Annotated in this window: 20 protein-coding genes; 6 read left to right on the forward strand and 14 right to left on the reverse strand. The window is 41.6% G+C overall.

Annotated features, from left to right (window positions below):
- Positions 1 to 39: 39 nt before the first annotated feature.
- The 5 genes from ppdK to DX873_RS10155 all read right to left on the reverse strand — a co-directional run bounded on the left by ppdK (position 40) and on the right by DX873_RS10155 (position 7,134).
- Positions 40 to 2,760 carry a pyruvate, phosphate dikinase gene (gene ppdK / locus DX873_RS10135; RefSeq protein ID WP_116184326.1) on the reverse strand — a complete coding sequence of 907 codons (2,721 nt, stop codon included), beginning with the start codon at positions 2,758 to 2,760 and terminating at the stop codon, positions 40 to 42.
- Between the two features lie 204 nt (positions 2,761 to 2,964).
- Positions 2,965 to 4,221, reverse strand: a complete 1,257-nt coding sequence (locus tag DX873_RS10140; protein ID WP_116184327.1) for an MFS transporter — start codon at positions 4,219 to 4,221, stop codon at positions 2,965 to 2,967.
- A gap of 5 nt (positions 4,222 to 4,226) precedes the next feature.
- Positions 4,227 to 5,915, reverse strand: a complete 1,689-nt coding sequence (recJ, locus tag DX873_RS10145) for a single-stranded-DNA-specific exonuclease RecJ (protein ID WP_116184328.1) — start codon at positions 5,913 to 5,915, stop codon at positions 4,227 to 4,229.
- A 19-nt stretch (positions 5,916 to 5,934) separates the two neighbouring features.
- On the reverse strand, positions 5,935 to 6,603 hold the full coding sequence (locus DX873_RS10150) for a lysoplasmalogenase (RefSeq protein ID WP_181899468.1): 669 nt from the start codon (positions 6,601 to 6,603) through the stop codon (positions 5,935 to 5,937).
- Positions 6,604 to 6,705: 102 nt separating this feature from the next.
- Positions 6,706 to 7,134 (reverse strand): OsmC family protein, encoded by a 429-nt coding sequence (locus DX873_RS10155; protein ID WP_116184330.1) that lies wholly within the window; start codon positions 7,132 to 7,134, stop codon positions 6,706 to 6,708.
- A 48-nt stretch (positions 7,135 to 7,182) separates the two neighbouring features.
- Here DX873_RS10155 and DX873_RS10160 point away from each other — a divergent pair, with 48 nt between their 5' ends.
- Both DX873_RS10160 and DX873_RS10165 read left to right on the forward strand, forming a co-directional pair.
- Complete coding sequence (locus DX873_RS10160; protein ID WP_116184331.1) at positions 7,183 to 7,785, forward strand: carboxymuconolactone decarboxylase family protein; 603 nt, start codon at positions 7,183 to 7,185, stop codon at positions 7,783 to 7,785.
- 295 nt (positions 7,786 to 8,080) lie between these two features.
- Entirely contained in the window at positions 8,081 to 8,650 is a 570-nt protein-coding gene (locus tag DX873_RS10165) for a hypothetical protein (protein ID WP_116184332.1), read from the forward strand.
- A 51-nt stretch (positions 8,651 to 8,701) separates the two neighbouring features.
- Here DX873_RS10165 and DX873_RS10170 read toward each other — a convergent pair whose 3' ends face one another.
- Positions 8,702 to 9,244, reverse strand: a complete 543-nt coding sequence (locus DX873_RS10170) for a hypothetical protein (RefSeq protein WP_116184333.1) — start codon at positions 9,242 to 9,244, stop codon at positions 8,702 to 8,704.
- Positions 9,245 to 9,437: 193 nt separating this feature from the next.
- On the opposite strand from DX873_RS10170, the gene DX873_RS10175 reads away from it, so the two are divergent.
- Positions 9,438 to 10,022, forward strand: coding sequence for a Crp/Fnr family transcriptional regulator (locus DX873_RS10175; protein ID WP_116184334.1), 585 nt, complete (start codon positions 9,438 to 9,440; stop codon positions 10,020 to 10,022).
- Here DX873_RS10175 and DX873_RS10180 read toward each other — a convergent pair.
- From DX873_RS10180 to DX873_RS10215, 8 genes are all read right to left on the reverse strand, one after another.
- The gene (locus DX873_RS10180) at positions 10,016 to 10,594 is read right to left on the reverse strand and encodes a uracil-DNA glycosylase family protein (protein ID WP_116184335.1); all 579 of its coding nucleotides are present in this window, start codon (positions 10,592 to 10,594) and stop codon (positions 10,016 to 10,018) included. The two genes, DX873_RS10175 and DX873_RS10180, sit on opposite strands and share 7 nt — an antisense overlap.
- An 88-nt stretch (positions 10,595 to 10,682) precedes the next feature.
- Entirely contained in the window at positions 10,683 to 11,156 is a 474-nt protein-coding gene (locus DX873_RS10185; protein WP_116184336.1) for a YHS domain-containing (seleno)protein, read from the reverse strand.
- 21 nt (positions 11,157 to 11,177) lie between these two features.
- Positions 11,178 to 11,528, reverse strand: a complete 351-nt coding sequence (locus DX873_RS10190; RefSeq protein ID WP_116184337.1) for an SPW repeat domain-containing protein — start codon at positions 11,526 to 11,528, stop codon at positions 11,178 to 11,180.
- Between the two features lie 9 nt (positions 11,529 to 11,537).
- A complete protein-coding gene (locus DX873_RS10195; RefSeq protein WP_116184338.1) occupies positions 11,538 to 11,888 on the reverse strand; it encodes a nuclear transport factor 2 family protein in 351 nt (116 codons plus the stop codon).
- A gap of 78 nt (positions 11,889 to 11,966) precedes the next feature.
- A complete protein-coding gene (locus DX873_RS10200; RefSeq protein WP_116184339.1) occupies positions 11,967 to 13,034 on the reverse strand; it encodes an AraC family transcriptional regulator in 1,068 nt (355 codons plus the stop codon).
- 53 nt (positions 13,035 to 13,087) lie between these two features.
- A complete protein-coding gene (gene rsmI / locus DX873_RS10205; protein ID WP_116184340.1) occupies positions 13,088 to 13,759 on the reverse strand; it encodes a 16S rRNA (cytidine(1402)-2'-O)-methyltransferase in 672 nt (223 codons plus the stop codon).
- Positions 13,760 to 13,768: 9 nt separating this feature from the next.
- Positions 13,769 to 14,125: a DoxX family protein gene (locus DX873_RS10210; RefSeq protein WP_116184341.1), complete on the reverse strand. Its 357-nt coding sequence runs from the start codon at positions 14,123 to 14,125 to the stop codon at positions 13,769 to 13,771.
- 59 nt (positions 14,126 to 14,184) lie between these two features.
- Complete coding sequence (locus tag DX873_RS10215; protein WP_116184342.1) at positions 14,185 to 14,871, reverse strand: hypothetical protein; 687 nt, start codon at positions 14,869 to 14,871, stop codon at positions 14,185 to 14,187.
- A gap of 158 nt (positions 14,872 to 15,029) precedes the next feature.
- Here DX873_RS10215 and DX873_RS10220 point away from each other — a divergent pair, with 158 nt between their 5' ends.
- From DX873_RS10220 to mscL, 3 genes are all read left to right on the forward strand, one after another.
- On the forward strand, positions 15,030 to 15,674 hold the full coding sequence (locus tag DX873_RS10220; protein WP_116184343.1) for a thymidine kinase: 645 nt from the start codon (positions 15,030 to 15,032) through the stop codon (positions 15,672 to 15,674).
- Positions 15,667 to 16,776 (forward strand): alanine racemase, encoded by a 1,110-nt coding sequence (alr, locus tag DX873_RS10225; RefSeq protein ID WP_116184344.1) that lies wholly within the window; start codon positions 15,667 to 15,669, stop codon positions 16,774 to 16,776. Before DX873_RS10220 ends, alr begins: the two co-directional genes overlap by 8 nt.
- Before the next feature lie 76 nt (positions 16,777 to 16,852).
- Complete coding sequence (gene mscL, locus DX873_RS10230; protein WP_116184345.1) at positions 16,853 to 17,254, forward strand: large conductance mechanosensitive channel protein MscL; 402 nt, start codon at positions 16,853 to 16,855, stop codon at positions 17,252 to 17,254.
- The last annotated feature ends 69 nt before the right edge of the window (positions 17,255 to 17,323 follow it).

The raw sequence follows: 17,323 nt of genomic DNA on the forward strand, positions 1-17,323 counted from the left end.
GACTGGAGCACTTTCGTGGATATGAAAAAACCTGTATTTCTATTTAATGGCAGCTTGTGCTGCTGCAACTCTGGCTATAGGCACCCTAAAGGGTGAGCAACTAACATAGTTGATTCCTGTTTTATAGCAGAATTCCACTGAAGTGGGTTCACCTCCATGCTCACCACAGATACCCACTTTAAGTTTGCTATTGGTTTCCCTTCCTCTATTGGTTCCCATTTTCACCAACTGCCCTACACCATTTTGATCTAGAACCTCAAATGGATCCGCGGGCAATATTCCTTTCTCCAAATAAACAGGCAAAAACTTACTGGCATCATCTCTTGAGTAACCAAAGGTCATTTGGGTAAGGTCATTTGTTCCAAAGGAGAAAAATTCAGCCCTTTTCGCAATTTCCTCAGCCATCAATGCAGCCCTCGGCACCTCAATCATGGTCCCAATTTTAAACTCTAGCGTGTCTTCGTATTCTTTGAAAACAGTTTCGGCAGTTTCTCTAATGATTTTTTCCTGTTCAACATATTCGCTTACCGTTCCTACCAGAGGTACCATAATTTCAGGTTTGGAAACAATTCCTTTGGCTTTTAGGTTCAAGGCCGCTTCTATAATCGCCCTGGCCTGCATCTCTGTAATTTCTGGATAGGTATTCCCCAAGCGGCATCCTCGGTGTCCCAACATTGGGTTAAACTCTTCCAACTCTGCCACTTTCGATTTTACAGCTTCCAAAGAAATATGAAGATCTTCAGCCAACTCTTTCTGAGTTGCCAACTGGTGCGGCACAAACTCATGAAGCGGAGGATCCAATAGACGTACAGTGACGGGCAGACCTTGCATGGCCTCGAACATTTCCTCAAAATCTTTGCGTTGCATAGGCAATAACTCTTCCAATGCTGCTTTCCTTCCCTTGACCGTGCTTGCCAAAATCATCTCCCGCATAGCTTTGATTCGGTCCATTTCAAAGAACATATGCTCTGTTCTTGCCAAACCTATTCCAGTCGCTCCAAAACTCCTTGCAACTTTTGCATCTTTGGGAGTGTCGGCATTGGCACGTACCTCCATGGTCATGAATTTATCGGAAAGTGCCATGATCTCGGCAAATTCACCTGCCAACTCTGGTTGTATAGTGGCTACTTTTCCTTCAAAAACATTACCTGTAGACCCATTTAGGGAAATCCAATCCCCTTCGTGGTATACCTTACCATCAACTGTCAATGTTCTTTTCTTATAGCTGATTTTCAAAGCACCAACACCAGAAACACAACATTTACCCATTCCCCTGGCAACAACTGCTGCGTGGGAGGTCATCCCTCCTCTAGCGGTCAAAATCCCTTTGGCCAAGTTCATTCCCTCCAAGTCCTCCGGTGAAGTTTCCATACGGACCAAAATGGCATTTTTGAACTTATTGGCCTCATCAGCAAAAAATACAATCTGACCTGTAGCGGCTCCTGGCGAAGCAGGTAGTCCTTGTGCAATTACATGCGCTCTTTTCAATGCTTTTGGATCAAAGACCGGATGCAGTAACTCGTCCAGCTTATTGGGTTCTATCTTCATCAGGGCTTCCTTCTCATCAAGTAGGCCTTCTTTTAATAAATCCATGCCTATTTTGACCATGGCAGCCCCTGTACGTTTACCATTTCTGGTCTGAAGAATCCAAAGTTTTCCATCTTGAATGGTAAACTCCATATCCTGCATATCTCGATAATGCTTTTCCAACAATTCTTGATAGCCAAACAGTTCCGCATAGAGTTCGGGCATGATTTCCTCCAGTGAAGGATAATCTTTCAGTCTTTCCTCTTCATCTATCTGTGCCAATTGGGCCCATCGAATAGAGCCTAAATGAGTAATTTGTTGAGGCGTACGTACCCCTGCTACCACATCCTCTCCTTGGGCATTGACCAAATATTCGCCATTGAACTCATTGGCCCCAGTGGCGGCATCTCTGGTGAAGCACACTCCCGTTGCAGAACTGTCTCCCATGTTTCCAAAGACCATTGCCTGAACGTTCACTGCAGTACCCCAATCCGCAGGGATACCATTAATTTTACGGTAATATTTTGCCCTGTCTCCATTCCAGCTATTAAAAACAGCTATTATTGCTCCCCATAATTGATCCCAAGGATCAGTAGGGAAATCATGTCCGGTTCTTTTCTTGACAGCATCCTTAAAGTCATATACCAAATCCTGAAGATCCTGGATGGTAAACTGGGTGTCGTGCTGTATGTGTCTTTTCTCTTTAAGGTGATCTATAATTTCTTCAAAGGGGTCTTCATCTTCTTTGGTCTCGGGTTTCATCCCAAGAACAACACTCCCGTACATTTGAATAAAACGGCGGTAAGAATCCCACGCGAAACGTTCATTATCGGTTTTTTTAGCCAAACCCAGAACAGAATCGTCGTTCAATCCTAAATTAAGGACGGTATCCATCATTCCCGGCATGGAAACACGTGCTCCGGATCTAACGGACAACAAGAGTGGGTTTTCATTGTCGCCAAAGGAAGTCCCCATACTTTTTTCAATGTTCTCAACTGATTTTGCAACATCTTCTTGCAATAAACCTATGACAGCGTCCCTGCCTAGATCGTTATATTCTGTACATACTTCCGTAGTAATTGTAAATCCAGGAGGGACAGGGATTCCCAGTTTGCTCATCTCCGCTAGATTGGCTCCTTTGCCTCCCAGCAGGTTCTTCATTTCGCTGTTTCCATCGGTTTTTTTGTCACCAAAGGAATACACCCTGTTCTTGATTTTTGTCAACGTGTCCATTGAGATTAGTCTTTAGAATAATAAGTACCAACGAAGGTAAGGCCCTTATTAGAGGCGTTTTATGATTAAAGTCATGAAACGGGTGTGCCAGTATTTGAGGCTTCACCATCAGCTTTTCAAAAAAACTGATGCCGTTCATAAAAAAGAAATCCCGAGAATTGATTGAAAGATGTTGTAAAACAATTCTACCTGTTCACCTAGTAGTTATTCCTTCTGTTGGTCTTCGACATCTTTTGATAAATCCAGTTTCCTGAATGTTGGAGATACGAGGGCCGTAGTTCCAACAGTTAACAGGGTCATACACCCTCCAAAAACCACAGCAGGCACCGTACCCAAAAGCTTGGCGGCCAATCCACTTTCAAAAGCCCCCAGTTCATTGGATGATCCAACAAATATGGAGTTAACGGAGGCAACCCTGCCTCTCATATTGTCCGGAGTCTTAAGTTGTAATATGGTTTGGCGAATAATCATAGAAACTCCATCTACCGCTCCACTAAGGAACAGGGCAATCACAGAGAGCCAAAACAGTTCGGAGATACCAAATACGAGTATACAAATTCCAAATCCGAATACAGCCCACAACAGTTTTTTACCTGCATTTTTATGTAACGGAAATCGAGTTGATCCCAACATGGTCAATGAGGCTCCAACAGCGGGGGCTGCACGTAAAATTCCGAATCCTTCCGATCCCACATGCAATATGTCCTGGGCATAAATAGGTAAAAGAGCCACTGCGCCACCAAAAAGCACCGCTACCATATCCAAAGTCAACGCTCCAAAAATAGCTTTGCTTCCAAAAACAAATCGTAGTCCGTCTTTTAAGCTTTGAATTACTGGTTCCCCAATTTTTGGATTTAAAATGGGTTTTTGAGGAATTTTGAACAAAAAGAGAAGTGCAATCAATGAAAATGCAAAAATCAAGCACATAGACCAGTGTACTCCTATCCAGCTAATGGAAAATCCGGCAATGGCCGGACCCAAAACAGAAGCCAACTGCCAGGTAGAACTACTCCAAGTGGCAGCATTGGGATAAATTTTCTTGGGAACAATCAACGCAATCAGTGAAAAAACCGTAGGCCCGATAAATGCCCGTACCAATCCTCCTAGGAAAACCAGAAAATAAATGGCATAAAGAATCTGGTTCTGCGGAATAGAAGCTTCCAGACTGGGGTCACTTACCAAAAAAAGCCCCAAACTAATTATGGAAAACCCAATGATACATTTAATCAGGAGGTTCCTCTTTTCCTTTTGATCCACTACGTGTCCTGCAAAAAGAGCCATGCCCACTGCCGGAATGACCTCCATCAATCCTATAATCCCCAGAGATAGTGGATCTTTGGTAAGGGAATATACCTGCCACTCAATAACAATGAATTGCATGGACCAGGCAAAGACCATGGCAAAACGCACGACCAAAAATATATTGAATTCCTTATAGCGAAGAGCAGCGTACGGATCCATAGGTTTTAGCGAATATGTCTCATTTTAAGTTGAAGGCTTACGGTTCCATTCCATTCATTTTCTTCCAAGGAATACACCAAATCAAAGCTTTTTTTGTTTTTGACTTTATCCAACTTATCTCCTAGGTTGAATCCGATGGCACCAATGGGCGGGGTTCCATTTTGGTAAGCAGAAAGTTTCAAGTGCCTTTTAGCTTCACCAACTGCCTTTGCATAACCTGTATCCTGAACATTTTCGGTCATAAAAACTGGGGTCATGTTCCCTGGGCCAAAAGGGGCAAACTGCCGTAAAATCCGCATTAATTTTGGATTGATCACATTCAAGTCTACCTTAAGGTCAACCTCAATTTCGGGTTGTAGTAAACTTGGGTCAATAGTGTCCGCTACAACTTGTTCAAATTGCTTTTTGAAGGCTTCGTACCTTTCTTCCAACATGGTTAGTCCAGCCGCATATTTATGTCCCCCAAATTGTATCAAATGCTCAGAGCATGCACTTAGGGCATTGTAGACGTCGAACCCTTTCACCGATCGTGCCGAAGCAGCTAATTTGTCTCCGCTTTTGGTGAACACCAATGTAGGACGATAATAGGTCTCGGACAAACGTGACGCCACAATGCCAATGACTCCTTTGTGCCAATTTTCATTGTAGACCACAGAGGTAAAATCTTCCTCTTCTTCATTTTCTTTAATTTGAAGCAGGGCCTCCTGTGTAATCTCCTGGTCTAAACTTCTTCGTTCCGAGTTAAATTCTTCAATTTCTTTGGCAAACTTCTGGGCCGTTCCCCAGTCTGTCTCTGTTAAAAGGTTAACTGCATGCTCTCCGTGCTTCATTCTACCTGCGGCATTTATTCGTGGGGCAATAACAAAAACCACATCTGAAATGGTCAGGGTTTTCTTTTTAAGTTGGGCAATGATTGCCTTGATTCCAATTCTTGGACTTCTGTTGATCACCTGAAGCCCATAATACGCCAAGACCCTATTTTCGCCGGTCATTGGAACAATATCAGCGGCTATTGCTGTGGCCACCAAGTCCAAATAGGGAATCAAGCTCTCTAAGTTTCTACCTTGTCCAAGGGCCAATGCCTGAATCAGTTTAAATCCTACCCCGCATCCACAAAGCTCTTTGTATGGGTACCCACAGTCTTCCCGTTTTGGGTCTAAAATGGCAACCGCGCTGGGTAACACATCCCCTGGGCGGTGATGATCGCAAATGATAAAATCAATTCCTTTTTCCTTGGCGTAATTGACTTGTTCAATAGCCTTTACCCCACAATCCAAGGCAATAATTAGAGAAATATCATTGTCCGCCGCATAATCTATTCCTTTTAAGGAAACCCCATAACCTTCCGAGTATCTGTCAGGAATATACGTGGCCACATTAGGATATTCTTCCTGCAAAAAGGAGGACATGAGGGCCACCGATGTAGTCCCATCCACATCATAATCACCATAGACCAATATATTCTCTCCAGCTTCCATGGCCTGCTCAATACGTTCCACCGCTTTTTCCATATCCTTCATTAAGAAGGGGTCGTGCAAATGATCTAATTCTGGTCTGAAGAAGGTTTTTGCCTCATCATAATTGGTGATGCCACGCTGTAGCAGCAGGTGGGCGATCAGCTTGTCTACCTTGAGCTCGGCAGAAAGCTTTTCAATAGCTTCGGGTGTAGGTTTTGGTTTTATGGTCCATCGCATGGGCTAACGTTCATAGGTTTTAATTGGTGGTTGGGGTAATTTCAAATTTTTTGATCAATGAAAAGGTGATGCAAATATGGGCAAGATAGTAGGTAGGGGTAATTAGAAAATCGAACATGTGGAAGTCCAAAAATTCTTTGAAGGCTATAATCGTGTCCGAAAATAGAATAAGGATAATACCAAATACGTAACTCCATTTGGCAGAGGGATTTCCTTTCATCCCCATTGACGCGCCCAAAGAAAAACAAGAAATAAGCAGATAAATCAAGGATGCCACCATGAGTGCCATATCCGTGAAAGTAGGGTAAAGCACCCAAAAGAAAAATACGAGGTAAGCTGCAAGCAAGATGATGGTAAACTTCCATTTTATCTTGCCGTTCATCAACGCATAAAGTAAATAGCCCACGTGGGCCAAAAAGAAAAGGGCTATTCCTTTTACAAACATGAGGCTGTCTCCGTTCATATTGGACAAAAACCAATCGCCAATAATGGAAAATAGAAATGCGCCAATGATCATCCAAACATCTTTGGACCGCCTACTTGCTCCAAAATTGAGGGCTGCCAGAATGATGATTCCCATTCCTGCTGTGCCCGATTTAAATATGAAGTTAGCTGTTGTTACTCCAAGAATGGCAAGTATTATTGATACAACCAACAACCCATAAGCCCAATTTTTCTTATGTTGCATATTGTTTTTCAGTTTTATGTGTTGATCATTTATTGATCGTGGTTTTATCGGAAAAACCATTGTTTCAAAAAAGGACCGGAGGTTGTTTTCTAAAAGCCCACCCTAGGTATGGTGGTATAGAACTTTGATGTCCAACTTGGCAAACCTACGAAACATCTCCATAACGCCACAGTACTTTTCCACGGATAGATCCACCGCCCTCTGAAGCTTATCCTCTTTGAGATTAGAGCCATGAAAATGATATTCGATAACCACTGAATCATAATATTTGGGATGCTCATCTGTAAGATTGGCAATGGTCTCTATTTGAAAATGGTCTACATCCAATTTCATTTTTTTGATCAGCATTGCCACATCCAATCCGGAACAACCCGCCAAACCTGAAAGCATTAAGGCTTTGGGTCTCAATCCATCGCCTTCGCCTCCACTTTCTGGACCGGCATCTATCTTTAAATTATGTCTAGATGGATTGTTACTTTCAAATGCCATTCCTCCCAACCATTTGGTGGTAACGTGATTTGTATTTGCCATAAATTTCGTTTCTTGTGAAGGATAAAAATACAACAAAATAGACCTATAATGGCATTAGTAAACCCACTACATCCAGATCATGATCCAGAAACTAAAAAACTATCCGAATTCTTCAACGAAACCTTAGGTTTTTGTCCGAATTCAGTATTGACTATGCAGTACAGACCGGCCATTTCCAAGGCATTTGTCAATATCAATAAGGCGGTTATGGCCAATGAGGGCAGGGTCACTTCAGCTTTAAAACGAATGATTGCCTGGGTGAGCAGTAATGCCACCGGATGCCGCTATTGTCAGGCCCATGCCATACGAGCCGCCGAACGTTACGGTGCGGAGCAGGAACAATTGGACAATATTTGGGAATACAAAACCCATCCGGCATTTTCTGAAGCGGAACGCGCCGCATTGGATTTTTCCCTTGCCGCTTCGCAGGTTCCCAATGCCGTTGATGCAGAAATCAAAGAAAGATTGTACCAACATTGGAACGAGGGCGAGATTGTAGAAATGTTAGGGGTAATCTCTTTGTTTGGGTACCTCAACCGATGGAACGATTCTATGGGAACATCCATTGAGGATGGTGCAGTTGAAAGTGCCGAACAATACTTGGGCAAGACCGGATGGGAAAAAGGGAAGCATGATGGGTCTAGATATTAGATTGTTGGAATTCTGAAGAACGCTTTTTGACACGAATGTCACCAAGGCTCACGAATGTTTTCTTTTTCGTCAAACTGAACCCGTCCGAACGGCACGGGCGGACTTGTTTCAGTTTCTCATGACCATAATAAGATTCTGAAATAAACCTGTCTGCCAACAGGCAGGTTCAGAATGACACTTTTTTGATGTCAATTTCACCAATGGGACTAATACCAGATATCATTATTTCTTGATTTACATCAACATCTGTTGACTTTCGAAACCTGAACTTTGCTGTAACAAAAAACGAACAGTTATGGCACGCTTGATCTTAACATCGGAAAATCAGATTCAACGGCTCAACGGAATCTTGGGAAAGGTTGAAAAACTCCAGCAGTTGCCTTTGGATAGATTGACCATGTCTCCTCATGAAAAGTCTTGGTGCGTTGCTGAGGTGCTGGAACATTTAAACATCGCATATCGGCTATATTTTGATAAAATCAACCATGCTTTGGAACAGCTGGATGCCATTGATTCAGATTCCAAAGAATTTAAAGCCCGGGCCTGGCAAAAAATGGTCATTGAAATGCAACGCCCAAAAAATGGCAAAAGAAAGTGGAAAATTAAGACCATGAAGCGCTTTGAGCCCGTTTTGGAGGTGAGCTCACTAGATCAGGAACAAGTAAATGTGGTTTTTGAGAATTTTTTCTCACTTCATGCCCATCTTAAGGATGCTATTCTGCAAAGCAGGGGCATGGATGTAAGGGGAATCAAAATCACATCGGCCATAGGACCAATTGTCAATTTTTATTTGCCCGAAGCTTTTGAGTTTCTGCTATGCCATTTGGAACGGCACCTAGTGCAGATTGATAAGGTTTTGGGGTAAGACAATAAATAATTCTTGCAACTTGGTTGACTACATACGTTTTAGAAATAGTTAATTATTATTCAAGTATGCAATATGAGTTTTGGCCAATATTTCGTTTCTTAAATCAAATTTTTCGTGACTTCCATCTTTCCATACGTACGTTACGGTCTTACCAGTTATAAGATCCAATAAATTGACAATTCTTTTCACATGTGGCAATAAATTATATCTAATCATATAATCATTGTCCTCTTTTCCAGATTCCAAATGCGCCAATTGTTTATGTCTTCTTTGGGTTTTTAGAGGCCTTAGTCCCGTTGTGAATTCAATCAGTTTTGATTTTATTTCAAAAATATCTTTATGAGAGTTTAATTCTTTTACTAGATTATGCAAAGAATGTGTCTTTTTATTTTTATCGTCAAACTTTGATATTCTAATGACCAAATCATTTTCCAAAGCTTTCATGGAAATAATCCTGTCAACAAAATGTGATCTGCTAATTTTATCAAAGTCCTTTTTTCTGAATAATCTTAAAAGAGCAAAATAATATCGAAGGATCATTAAGGTTTCTTGTTGTAAGGCATCAAGATGTTGTTTTCCTTTTAATGTCATTTCACATCTTTTTTATATTCATTGATAACTGGGCATATAAAAACTGTTTCAATGGTTTTTAGGACCCGATAAGTGAAGTTACTGGTTTTTGTCCAAAAAAATCAATCTCAACCGCTCCCCTCCACTAAAGTGGAGACCTCTCTATTAGAGCGAGGAACTTTATATCTTATTTTTGAGGAAAATAATCTTCCATATGGATGATGAAACTTTTCTTCGCCTAAAGGCGTTCTTCCCAGAAGTGAACTTAGGCTCTGATGATGAGACCTTTTTTAGATCCCTCTGGCACCCTAAATCATTTAAACAATATGACCTCATCACAGAAGCGGGAAGTACTGAGCGCTATTTCTATTTTGTGCTGGAAGGGGTGCAAGCCATTTATTTGCTCAATGAAAAGGGTGAAAAGGTGGTGTTGGGGTTCTCCTATTCCGGAAGTCCGTCCGGGGTATTCGATTCGTTCATTGCCCAAGCGCCAGCACAAACTTTTTTAGAGGCCTTGAAACCTTCAAAGCTTTTGGCCATATCACATGCCGATTATTTGGAGCTTTTTAAAAGGTGTCCAGAGTTTCATCAATGGGGGCATGAGTTTTTTCAGAATATATTGTTCGGACGGTTAAGCAGGGAAGTGGAACTCTTAACGCTTTCTGCCGAACAACGCTATGTTGCCTTTATGCAACGCTGCCCCGAAGAGCTAAAAACGATACCACAAAAATACCTGGCCTCTTATCTCAACATGAAGCCAGAAACGTTTAGCAGGCTTCGGTCCAATGTTTCTTACTGAATTTTTAAATGTTCCGAAACCAATTGCTTTAATTGGGGAAGCACCTCCTCTTCAAACCAAGGGTTTTTGCTCAGCCAGAATCGGTTTCTAGGAGATGGATGGGGCAATACAAAGTATTGGGGAAGGTATTTGTTATGATTTCTGACCGTTTCGGTCAAATTCTTTTCCATTTGTCTTGCTAAATAGTGTCGTTGGGAGTACTGGCCTATCAAGATGGTTAGTTTTAGGTTGGATAGGTTGTCCAAAATAGGTTTGTGCCACTGCGGAGCACATTCCGGTCTGGGTGGTAGGTCTCCAGATTTCCCTTTTCCCGGGTAACAAAACCCCATGGGCATTTGTGCAATTTTGGTCTCGTCATAAAACTCCTCATCGGTTATACCCATCCATTTTCGCAATTGTTTTCCACTTTGATCATCCCACGGAACCCCTGTTTGGTGCACCTTGGTTCCCGGTGCATGCCCTATGATCAAAATTCTTGCGCTTGCTGTTCCCGCCACAATGGGTCTTGGTCCCAATGGTAAATGCGGAGAACAAATGGTACAGTTTCTTATTTGGGTGAAAAGGGTTTCCATTTTGCTGAATTAATAACGTAAAATAATGAGAAATACCCCAACAAACTAGTTGCCAGGGTATTTCAGCACACAATCAATCAGGAGTAATTTAATTGTAAGTGCTTTTCAACTTCTGCCAGTTGGAGTTGGCCTTTTTAATAAGTCCACTGTGGTTGTTTTCTGCCAACCAAAGTTGCTGTGCATCCAACTCTATATTATATAGGTACAAAAAGTACTTTCCATCCTTTACAATAAATTTGTTGGGGTCTGGTCTAAACTTGGCTCCTGCGTACACTCCAAAGGCGCAGTATCCGCCATATTGTGGCAAATATTTGCTCGGGTTTTTGTCAAACTTCTTTTTCTGCTCAGCATCGGTGAAGTAGTAAACCACTTTGTTGTGTTCCGATTTGAACTCTTTGATCCCCTTTTGGGCAATCCCCAAATCCAAATAGGAAACTGGGCTGTAGCCCTGAAGGGCGATATTACTGTTGTCAATGTTATTTGCTTTTTTGTCTTGTGAAAATGTTGTTGTTGTAGCCAACGCAGCTACCAATAAAATTGCTATGTTCTTTAAAGTTTTCATTGTTTTTGTTTTTACTAGTTATTATTTACTTGCACTTAGTGAAACCACCAAAAAGACCACGGTGGCGTTGAACCAATAATAGATGGCATCTATTCCTGAAAATCCGAATACAAAGGGGGCCACCATAAAGGTTACAGCAACCACCAAGTCTATGGCCAAATGCCCTTGAAAAGGGATCAACCGGTACGCGCTCAGTTTGTAATCTGTCAACAAGCTGGCTGCAAAAACAGCCAGACCCGTAAAAAAGGAAAACCAAATTGCCATACTTGAGGATTCTCCGAGATTCAACAGAAAGGGAGCGACCACAAGGCCCAAACCGGCAGAATAATCTGCAACTCCATGTAATGTTGGGGTAATAAACCTAAGTTTCATGTTCTTGTTTTAAGCGTTAAAGTATTCTTCATGAATTACTTGGCCCTGATCATTCCAAACTCTCTTAATGATTTCGTGCCAATACACTTTACTGTCATCCTTCATCAAAAAATCAAATGTGAATTCTGAAGCGGAGACATTTCCGTCAACAAGGGTCCTGTGCAGCTCTATACCGTTTATTTTGGCAATTGCACCTAAAAAGCCCTCCATTTTCTCCACCATCTGGGCTTTTCCCGTGGTGGTCACGTTGTTATAGTCCGAAGTATTCACGTCTTCCGCAAAGTACTTCTCCACAGCATCCACAATTGCGCCTTGCGCAACCATGCTGTCCATTTCTGTAGCTAGGGTTCTAATATCCATTTGCTATGCTTTTACTGATTAAATAAAATTTAGTTTGTAATTACATGGCAAATCTCCCCCTACTTTGGAAGAAGGTTGCTACAAAAAAGGAGTGTTCTCTTGTACTTTTTCTTTTCTGAATTGGGAAGGGTTTATCCCCGTTTGGTGTTTAAAGAATGTGGAGAAGTGATTGGGCTCTTCAAAACCCAGTTGGATGGAAACTTCTTTGATTGGGATATCCTCAACCAGGAGTTTTTTTGATGTATTCAGAATCTCATTTCGGATAAGTCTTCCCAGGGATTCGTTCATGCGGTCCTTGGTCTTTTTCTCCAATGCTTTTATGGAGAGGTTCATTTTATCGGCATAAAAAGCTAATGATCGTTCGTGTCCATGATGGTCCCGGACCAACTGGATGATATCCTCAACAAAAGGGTCTTTTCGCTCATAGTCAAAATTCTCCCGAAACTGCGTGGGTGAGTAACCCGTTCGTTTTTTAAAGACCCTATTGAAATAGGCAGGATCCTTAAATCCCATGTCATAGGATACTTCTTGAATGCTTTTGTCGCTGAACACCACTTCCTTTTTGCTCTCCACCAACCTCTTACTGTCGAGCATGGTCCTCAGGGTTACTCCCAATTTATCTTTGACCAGGGCATGTGCCTGATATCCATTGTTTCGGAACAAGGCCGCCAAATCTTCGTTGTTCAGATGATTGGGGAATTCTTGGTCAATGACCTCTTTAATGTCAAAAATAACCTGGTATTCATTTTTACTGGCATTGAACGGATTTTGCCAAAACCATTGCTTCAAGGAAGCATCAATGATCTCTTTCGTGTTGGTCTCAAAAACTGTTTCGGAAAGATATTTTTGACAGTCCGTGCACTCATTAAAATTGATATATCCTAGAGAGATCAGATGTTTGAACAGTACCCGAACATCTCTATTGTCAAAAACATGTTTAGAAGGAAACTCAATGGTCCGGACCACAAAATCATCGGACAAAAATTTAATGTACTGCCCTTTTTCCAAATAAATGGCCTTGTCCATCCAGTCCGTGTAATTCTTAAAATCAACCTGAATACTCCCTGATCCAGAAAGGATATGGAAGAGGGTATATTTATTAATGAAATAGACCTTGTTGAACTCGGGTTTGAACTTTTTGACCATCCCAAAGTTTTGGTTGTAGGGTATTGGTCGTATTTTTTTGGCAAGCTGACAGTTTATTTCTTTCCGGCCACCACAATTACAAACTCTCCTTTGGGAGCTTTTTGATTGAAGTGGTCCAAGACTTCGGATAAAGTTCCCCTTACGGTTTCTTCATAGAGTTTGGTAAGTTCCCTGGATACCGAAGCGGGTCTATCCTCCCCAAAGTGTTCCACAAAATTTGTGAGTGTCTTGACAAGTTTATGGGGCGATTCATAAAAAACCATGGTGCGGGTCTCTTCGGCCAATTGTTGCAAGCGCGTTTGTCTTCCTTTTTTAATCGGCAGGAATCCTTCAAAAACAAAACGATCGTTTGGTAGTCCACTGTTTACCAGCGCAGGTACAAAAGCTGTTGCCCCGGGGAGGCATTCAACTTGAATTCCATGCTCCACACATGCCCTTGTTAATAAAAACCCGGGGTCTGAAATTGCTGGTGTTCCTGCATCGGAAACCAATGCAATGGTCAATCCAGATTGTAATTTTTCAATCAATCCATCCAATTGTTTATGCTCATTGTGCATATGATGGCTTTGCAAGGGGGTGGTAATGTCGTAATGTTTCAATAGCTTTCCGCTAGTGCGGGTATCTTCCGCCAAAACCAGATCTGCCTCTTTGAGTACATTGACCGCTCGGAAGGTCATGTCCTCAAGATTACCTATTGGAGTTGGAACCAAATAAAGTTTTCCCATGGACCAAAGTTACGGCCTTACTTGCTTTCCCGTGAAATAAGAGATCAAAACAAAGACAAGTCCCATCGCGGCTCCCATTTGACTACCGTCACCAATCATGTAATGGGCAAAAAAAGCTAGGAGGGTATTAAAGAAGAATCCGGCATAGGCCCACTCTTTTAACCATTTTGAGAAATTGCCCCAAATGGCCAATAGGCCCAACAGTTTTGCTATGGCCAATGGATAAATAAGATAAATGGGATAGCCCATAGCTTCAAAAAAACCTTTTATGGCTTCATAGTTGAAAAAATAATTATAGACGGAAAAGAACATTAATGCCGTCAATAAAGCAGTGGACAGCCAAAAGGCAATCTTAGTAATTTTCATGTTGGTGTTCTTGGAATGAGTATTCCTAAAAATATAAAAAGTAATCGAAAATGAGCTCCTTAAGCAAACCTGCGTTCAATCAAGGTCGTAAAGCGCTGTTCGTATTGCTCTTTGCCTTCCCAATTATTGTACTCTGGTTTTACCATGTTGTGGATGAACGCTATTGATCTCTCTTCGGTATCAATGGTGTTCAATTGGGAGATTACACGCATGTAATCATCCATATTGTTGTTGAACAAATGTTTTACAAAAGCAAGCTTATCGTTCAATCCAATTTGAAGCTCCTTTACCAAGGTGTCGTTCAAGGATTTGGACGTGGCTTGTTCCGATTTTATTTTTTCTTCGGAAGGAGAAATGTTCTCCTTGTCGTTTTTCATATAATCAGGCTTGGCCACAAACTCTGTAAACACATGTTCAATGGCCATTTCTGAAGGCATTTCAGAAACCATATCCTTGATGGTGTCCATGCCTGGGGTCATAATGTCCTCTTCATGCGGATTGTTTTCTGGCACCGCAATATTTCCACTCAATACCGCATTTGCCATCTTCTCAAATCTTGATGCAATCACATTCTTGGATACGTCCACCTCAACATCGCTCAGTTTTTCGTCAATAAACTTTAAGACCGCCAATTTTTCATAAATTTCTTTGGCCTTGTCATAAAGCTCTGTCAATTCCTTATCCTCCCTGGAGGTAATGATGTCTGTGGACAATTTAATGAGTTCCTCCCTTAATTTCCTTATCATCGCTTCGCTTCTTTACTATAAAAATAAAACCATTTTACATATACCCCTACGAACAAAAGGTTAAATTTTAATCCCCAGTCAAGGTATATTTTTTTAGTAGTTTTGTGCTTTCCCTTAATAAAACGAAAAAATCATACATTTTCGTTTAAAGTTACAATATGTTTCTCGAGAACACGGTCAACCATAAAGAACAATTTGGATGGATAGAAGTCATCTGCGGTTCCATGTTTTCTGGAAAGACAGAAGAATTGATCAGAAGGCTCAAACGCGCACAGTTTGCAAAGCAAAAGGTGGAGATTTTCAAGCCAATTGTGGACACTCGCTATCATGAGGATATGGTGGTCTCGCACGATTCCAACGAAATCAGGTCTACTCCCGTTCCGGCCGCGGCCAATATCCGATTATTGGCAGATGATTGTGATGTGGTAGGGATTGATGAGGCACAGTTCTTTGATGATGAAATCGTAACGGTTTGTAACGATTTGGCCAATAGAGGTGTACGAGTGGTGGTAGCTGGACTGGATATGGATTTTAAAGGAAACCCATTTGGACCTATGCCAGCCTTGATGGCTACTGCAGAATATGTTACCAAGGTACATGCGGTTTGTACACGAACCGGAAACTTGGCCAATTACAGCTTTAGAAAATCCAACGATGACAAATTGGTGCTTTTGGGAGAGACTGGGGAATACGAACCTCTTAGTAGGGCTGCTTTTTATAAGGCCATGCTCAAGGAAAAAATAAGCCAACTGGACGTTGAAGTAGAAGAGGTGGATACAAAAAAGAAAACGGCCGATGGATAAAGTGGGTGAGACTACCTTGCAAATAGACCTGAATGCGTTGGAACACAACTACAGGTATCTCAAATCCAAGATAAACCCAAAAACCAAATTTATGGCCGTGGTCAAGGCATTTGCCTACGGCAGCGATATGGTCACCATTGCCAAAAAACTTGAAGCCCTACAAGTTGATTATTTTGCTGTGGCCTATGTAAAAGAAGGGGTATTGCTCAGAGATGCCGGAATTGAGACTCCCATTCTAGTATTGCACCCACAACCGGTTAATTTTGAAGAGCTCATTGACCGATGCCTGGAACCCAGTATATATTCCCCAAATATTCTTAAACAATTTCTTGAAGTTGCGCAAAAAAAGCAACAAAAAGGATATCCAGTGCATGTTAAGTTCAATACCGGACTTAACAGACTAGGGTTTTGGGAAAATGACATTGATTTCATCTCAAAACAACTGGAAGAAAGGCACGAGCTCAAAATCGTTTCTATTTTTTCACATTTGGCCGCTTCAGAGGATGCCAACGAGAAAGAGTTCACCCAAAACCAGATTGCTGCTTTTGATAAAATTACGGGAGAATTCGAGGAAAAATTCGGGTATACTCCAATGAGACATATTTTGAATACCTCCGGTATACTAAATTATGATGAAGCTCAATTTGAAATGGTCAGAAGCGGTATTGGACTATATGGATATGGAAATGACAAAGCAATAGATTCCCAATTGAAACCAGTGGCCACTCTAAAGACCATCATTTCTCAAATCCATAAAATAGAACCCAACGAAACTGTGGGCTATAACAGAGCCTATACCTCAGCAGGTTATCGGCAAACTGCAACTCTCCCTCTGGGACATGCCGACGGTATTGGCAGGCAATACGGCAATGGAAATTCCTTTGTGGTCGTACAGGGAAAAAAGGCTCCCATTATCGGTAATGTCTGTATGGATATGATCATGATAGATGTTACGGGTATAGAGTGCAAAGAAGGTGACGAGGTGCTGGTTTTTGGAAGTGAAAATTCCGCAGAAACCTTTGCTTCTGGAGCCAATACCATATCCTATGAAATCCTTACCGCTATTTCGCAGCGGGTAAAAAGAGAGATTGTTTCCTACTGATTCTATCCCTTGTTCATGGAAAAACCCCCTTTTTTAATTACATTGTTGGGGTATTAACCAATTACTAAACTATAAAATGGGATTTTTAAAAGAGTTTAAAGACTTTGCAATGAAAGGAAACCTGGTGGATATCGCCGTAGGTTTCGTTATGGGTGCCGCTTTTAATAAAGTGGTAGGTTCTTTCACCGGGGGAATTGTTTCTCCACTCATCGGGTTATTGTTCAATGCCGACTTCAAGGAGGTGAAATACATCATCAAGGAGGGCACTGTCAATGATGCAGGTGAAACTGTAGGGGAAGTTGCCGTTCTTTGGGGCGAGTTCCTTACCAATGTAATCGATTTCATTATTGTTGCTTTTGTAATGTTCCTGATTGTAAAAGCTGTCAATAAAATGAAAAAGCCTGAAGCGCCGCCAGCTCCATCCGGACCAACTACCGAGGAACTGCTTGCCGAAATCAGGGATGCATTAAAGAAATAAAATACGTTTTCCCAATTTTTTAGGGAGACCGCTACACCACAATAATCCAAAAGCCGTCAATATGCTTCG

Source organism: Flagellimonas nanhaiensis (genome assembly GCF_003382275.1).
Classification (GTDB): Bacteria; Bacteroidota; Bacteroidia; order Flavobacteriales; family Flavobacteriaceae; genus Flagellimonas; species Flagellimonas nanhaiensis.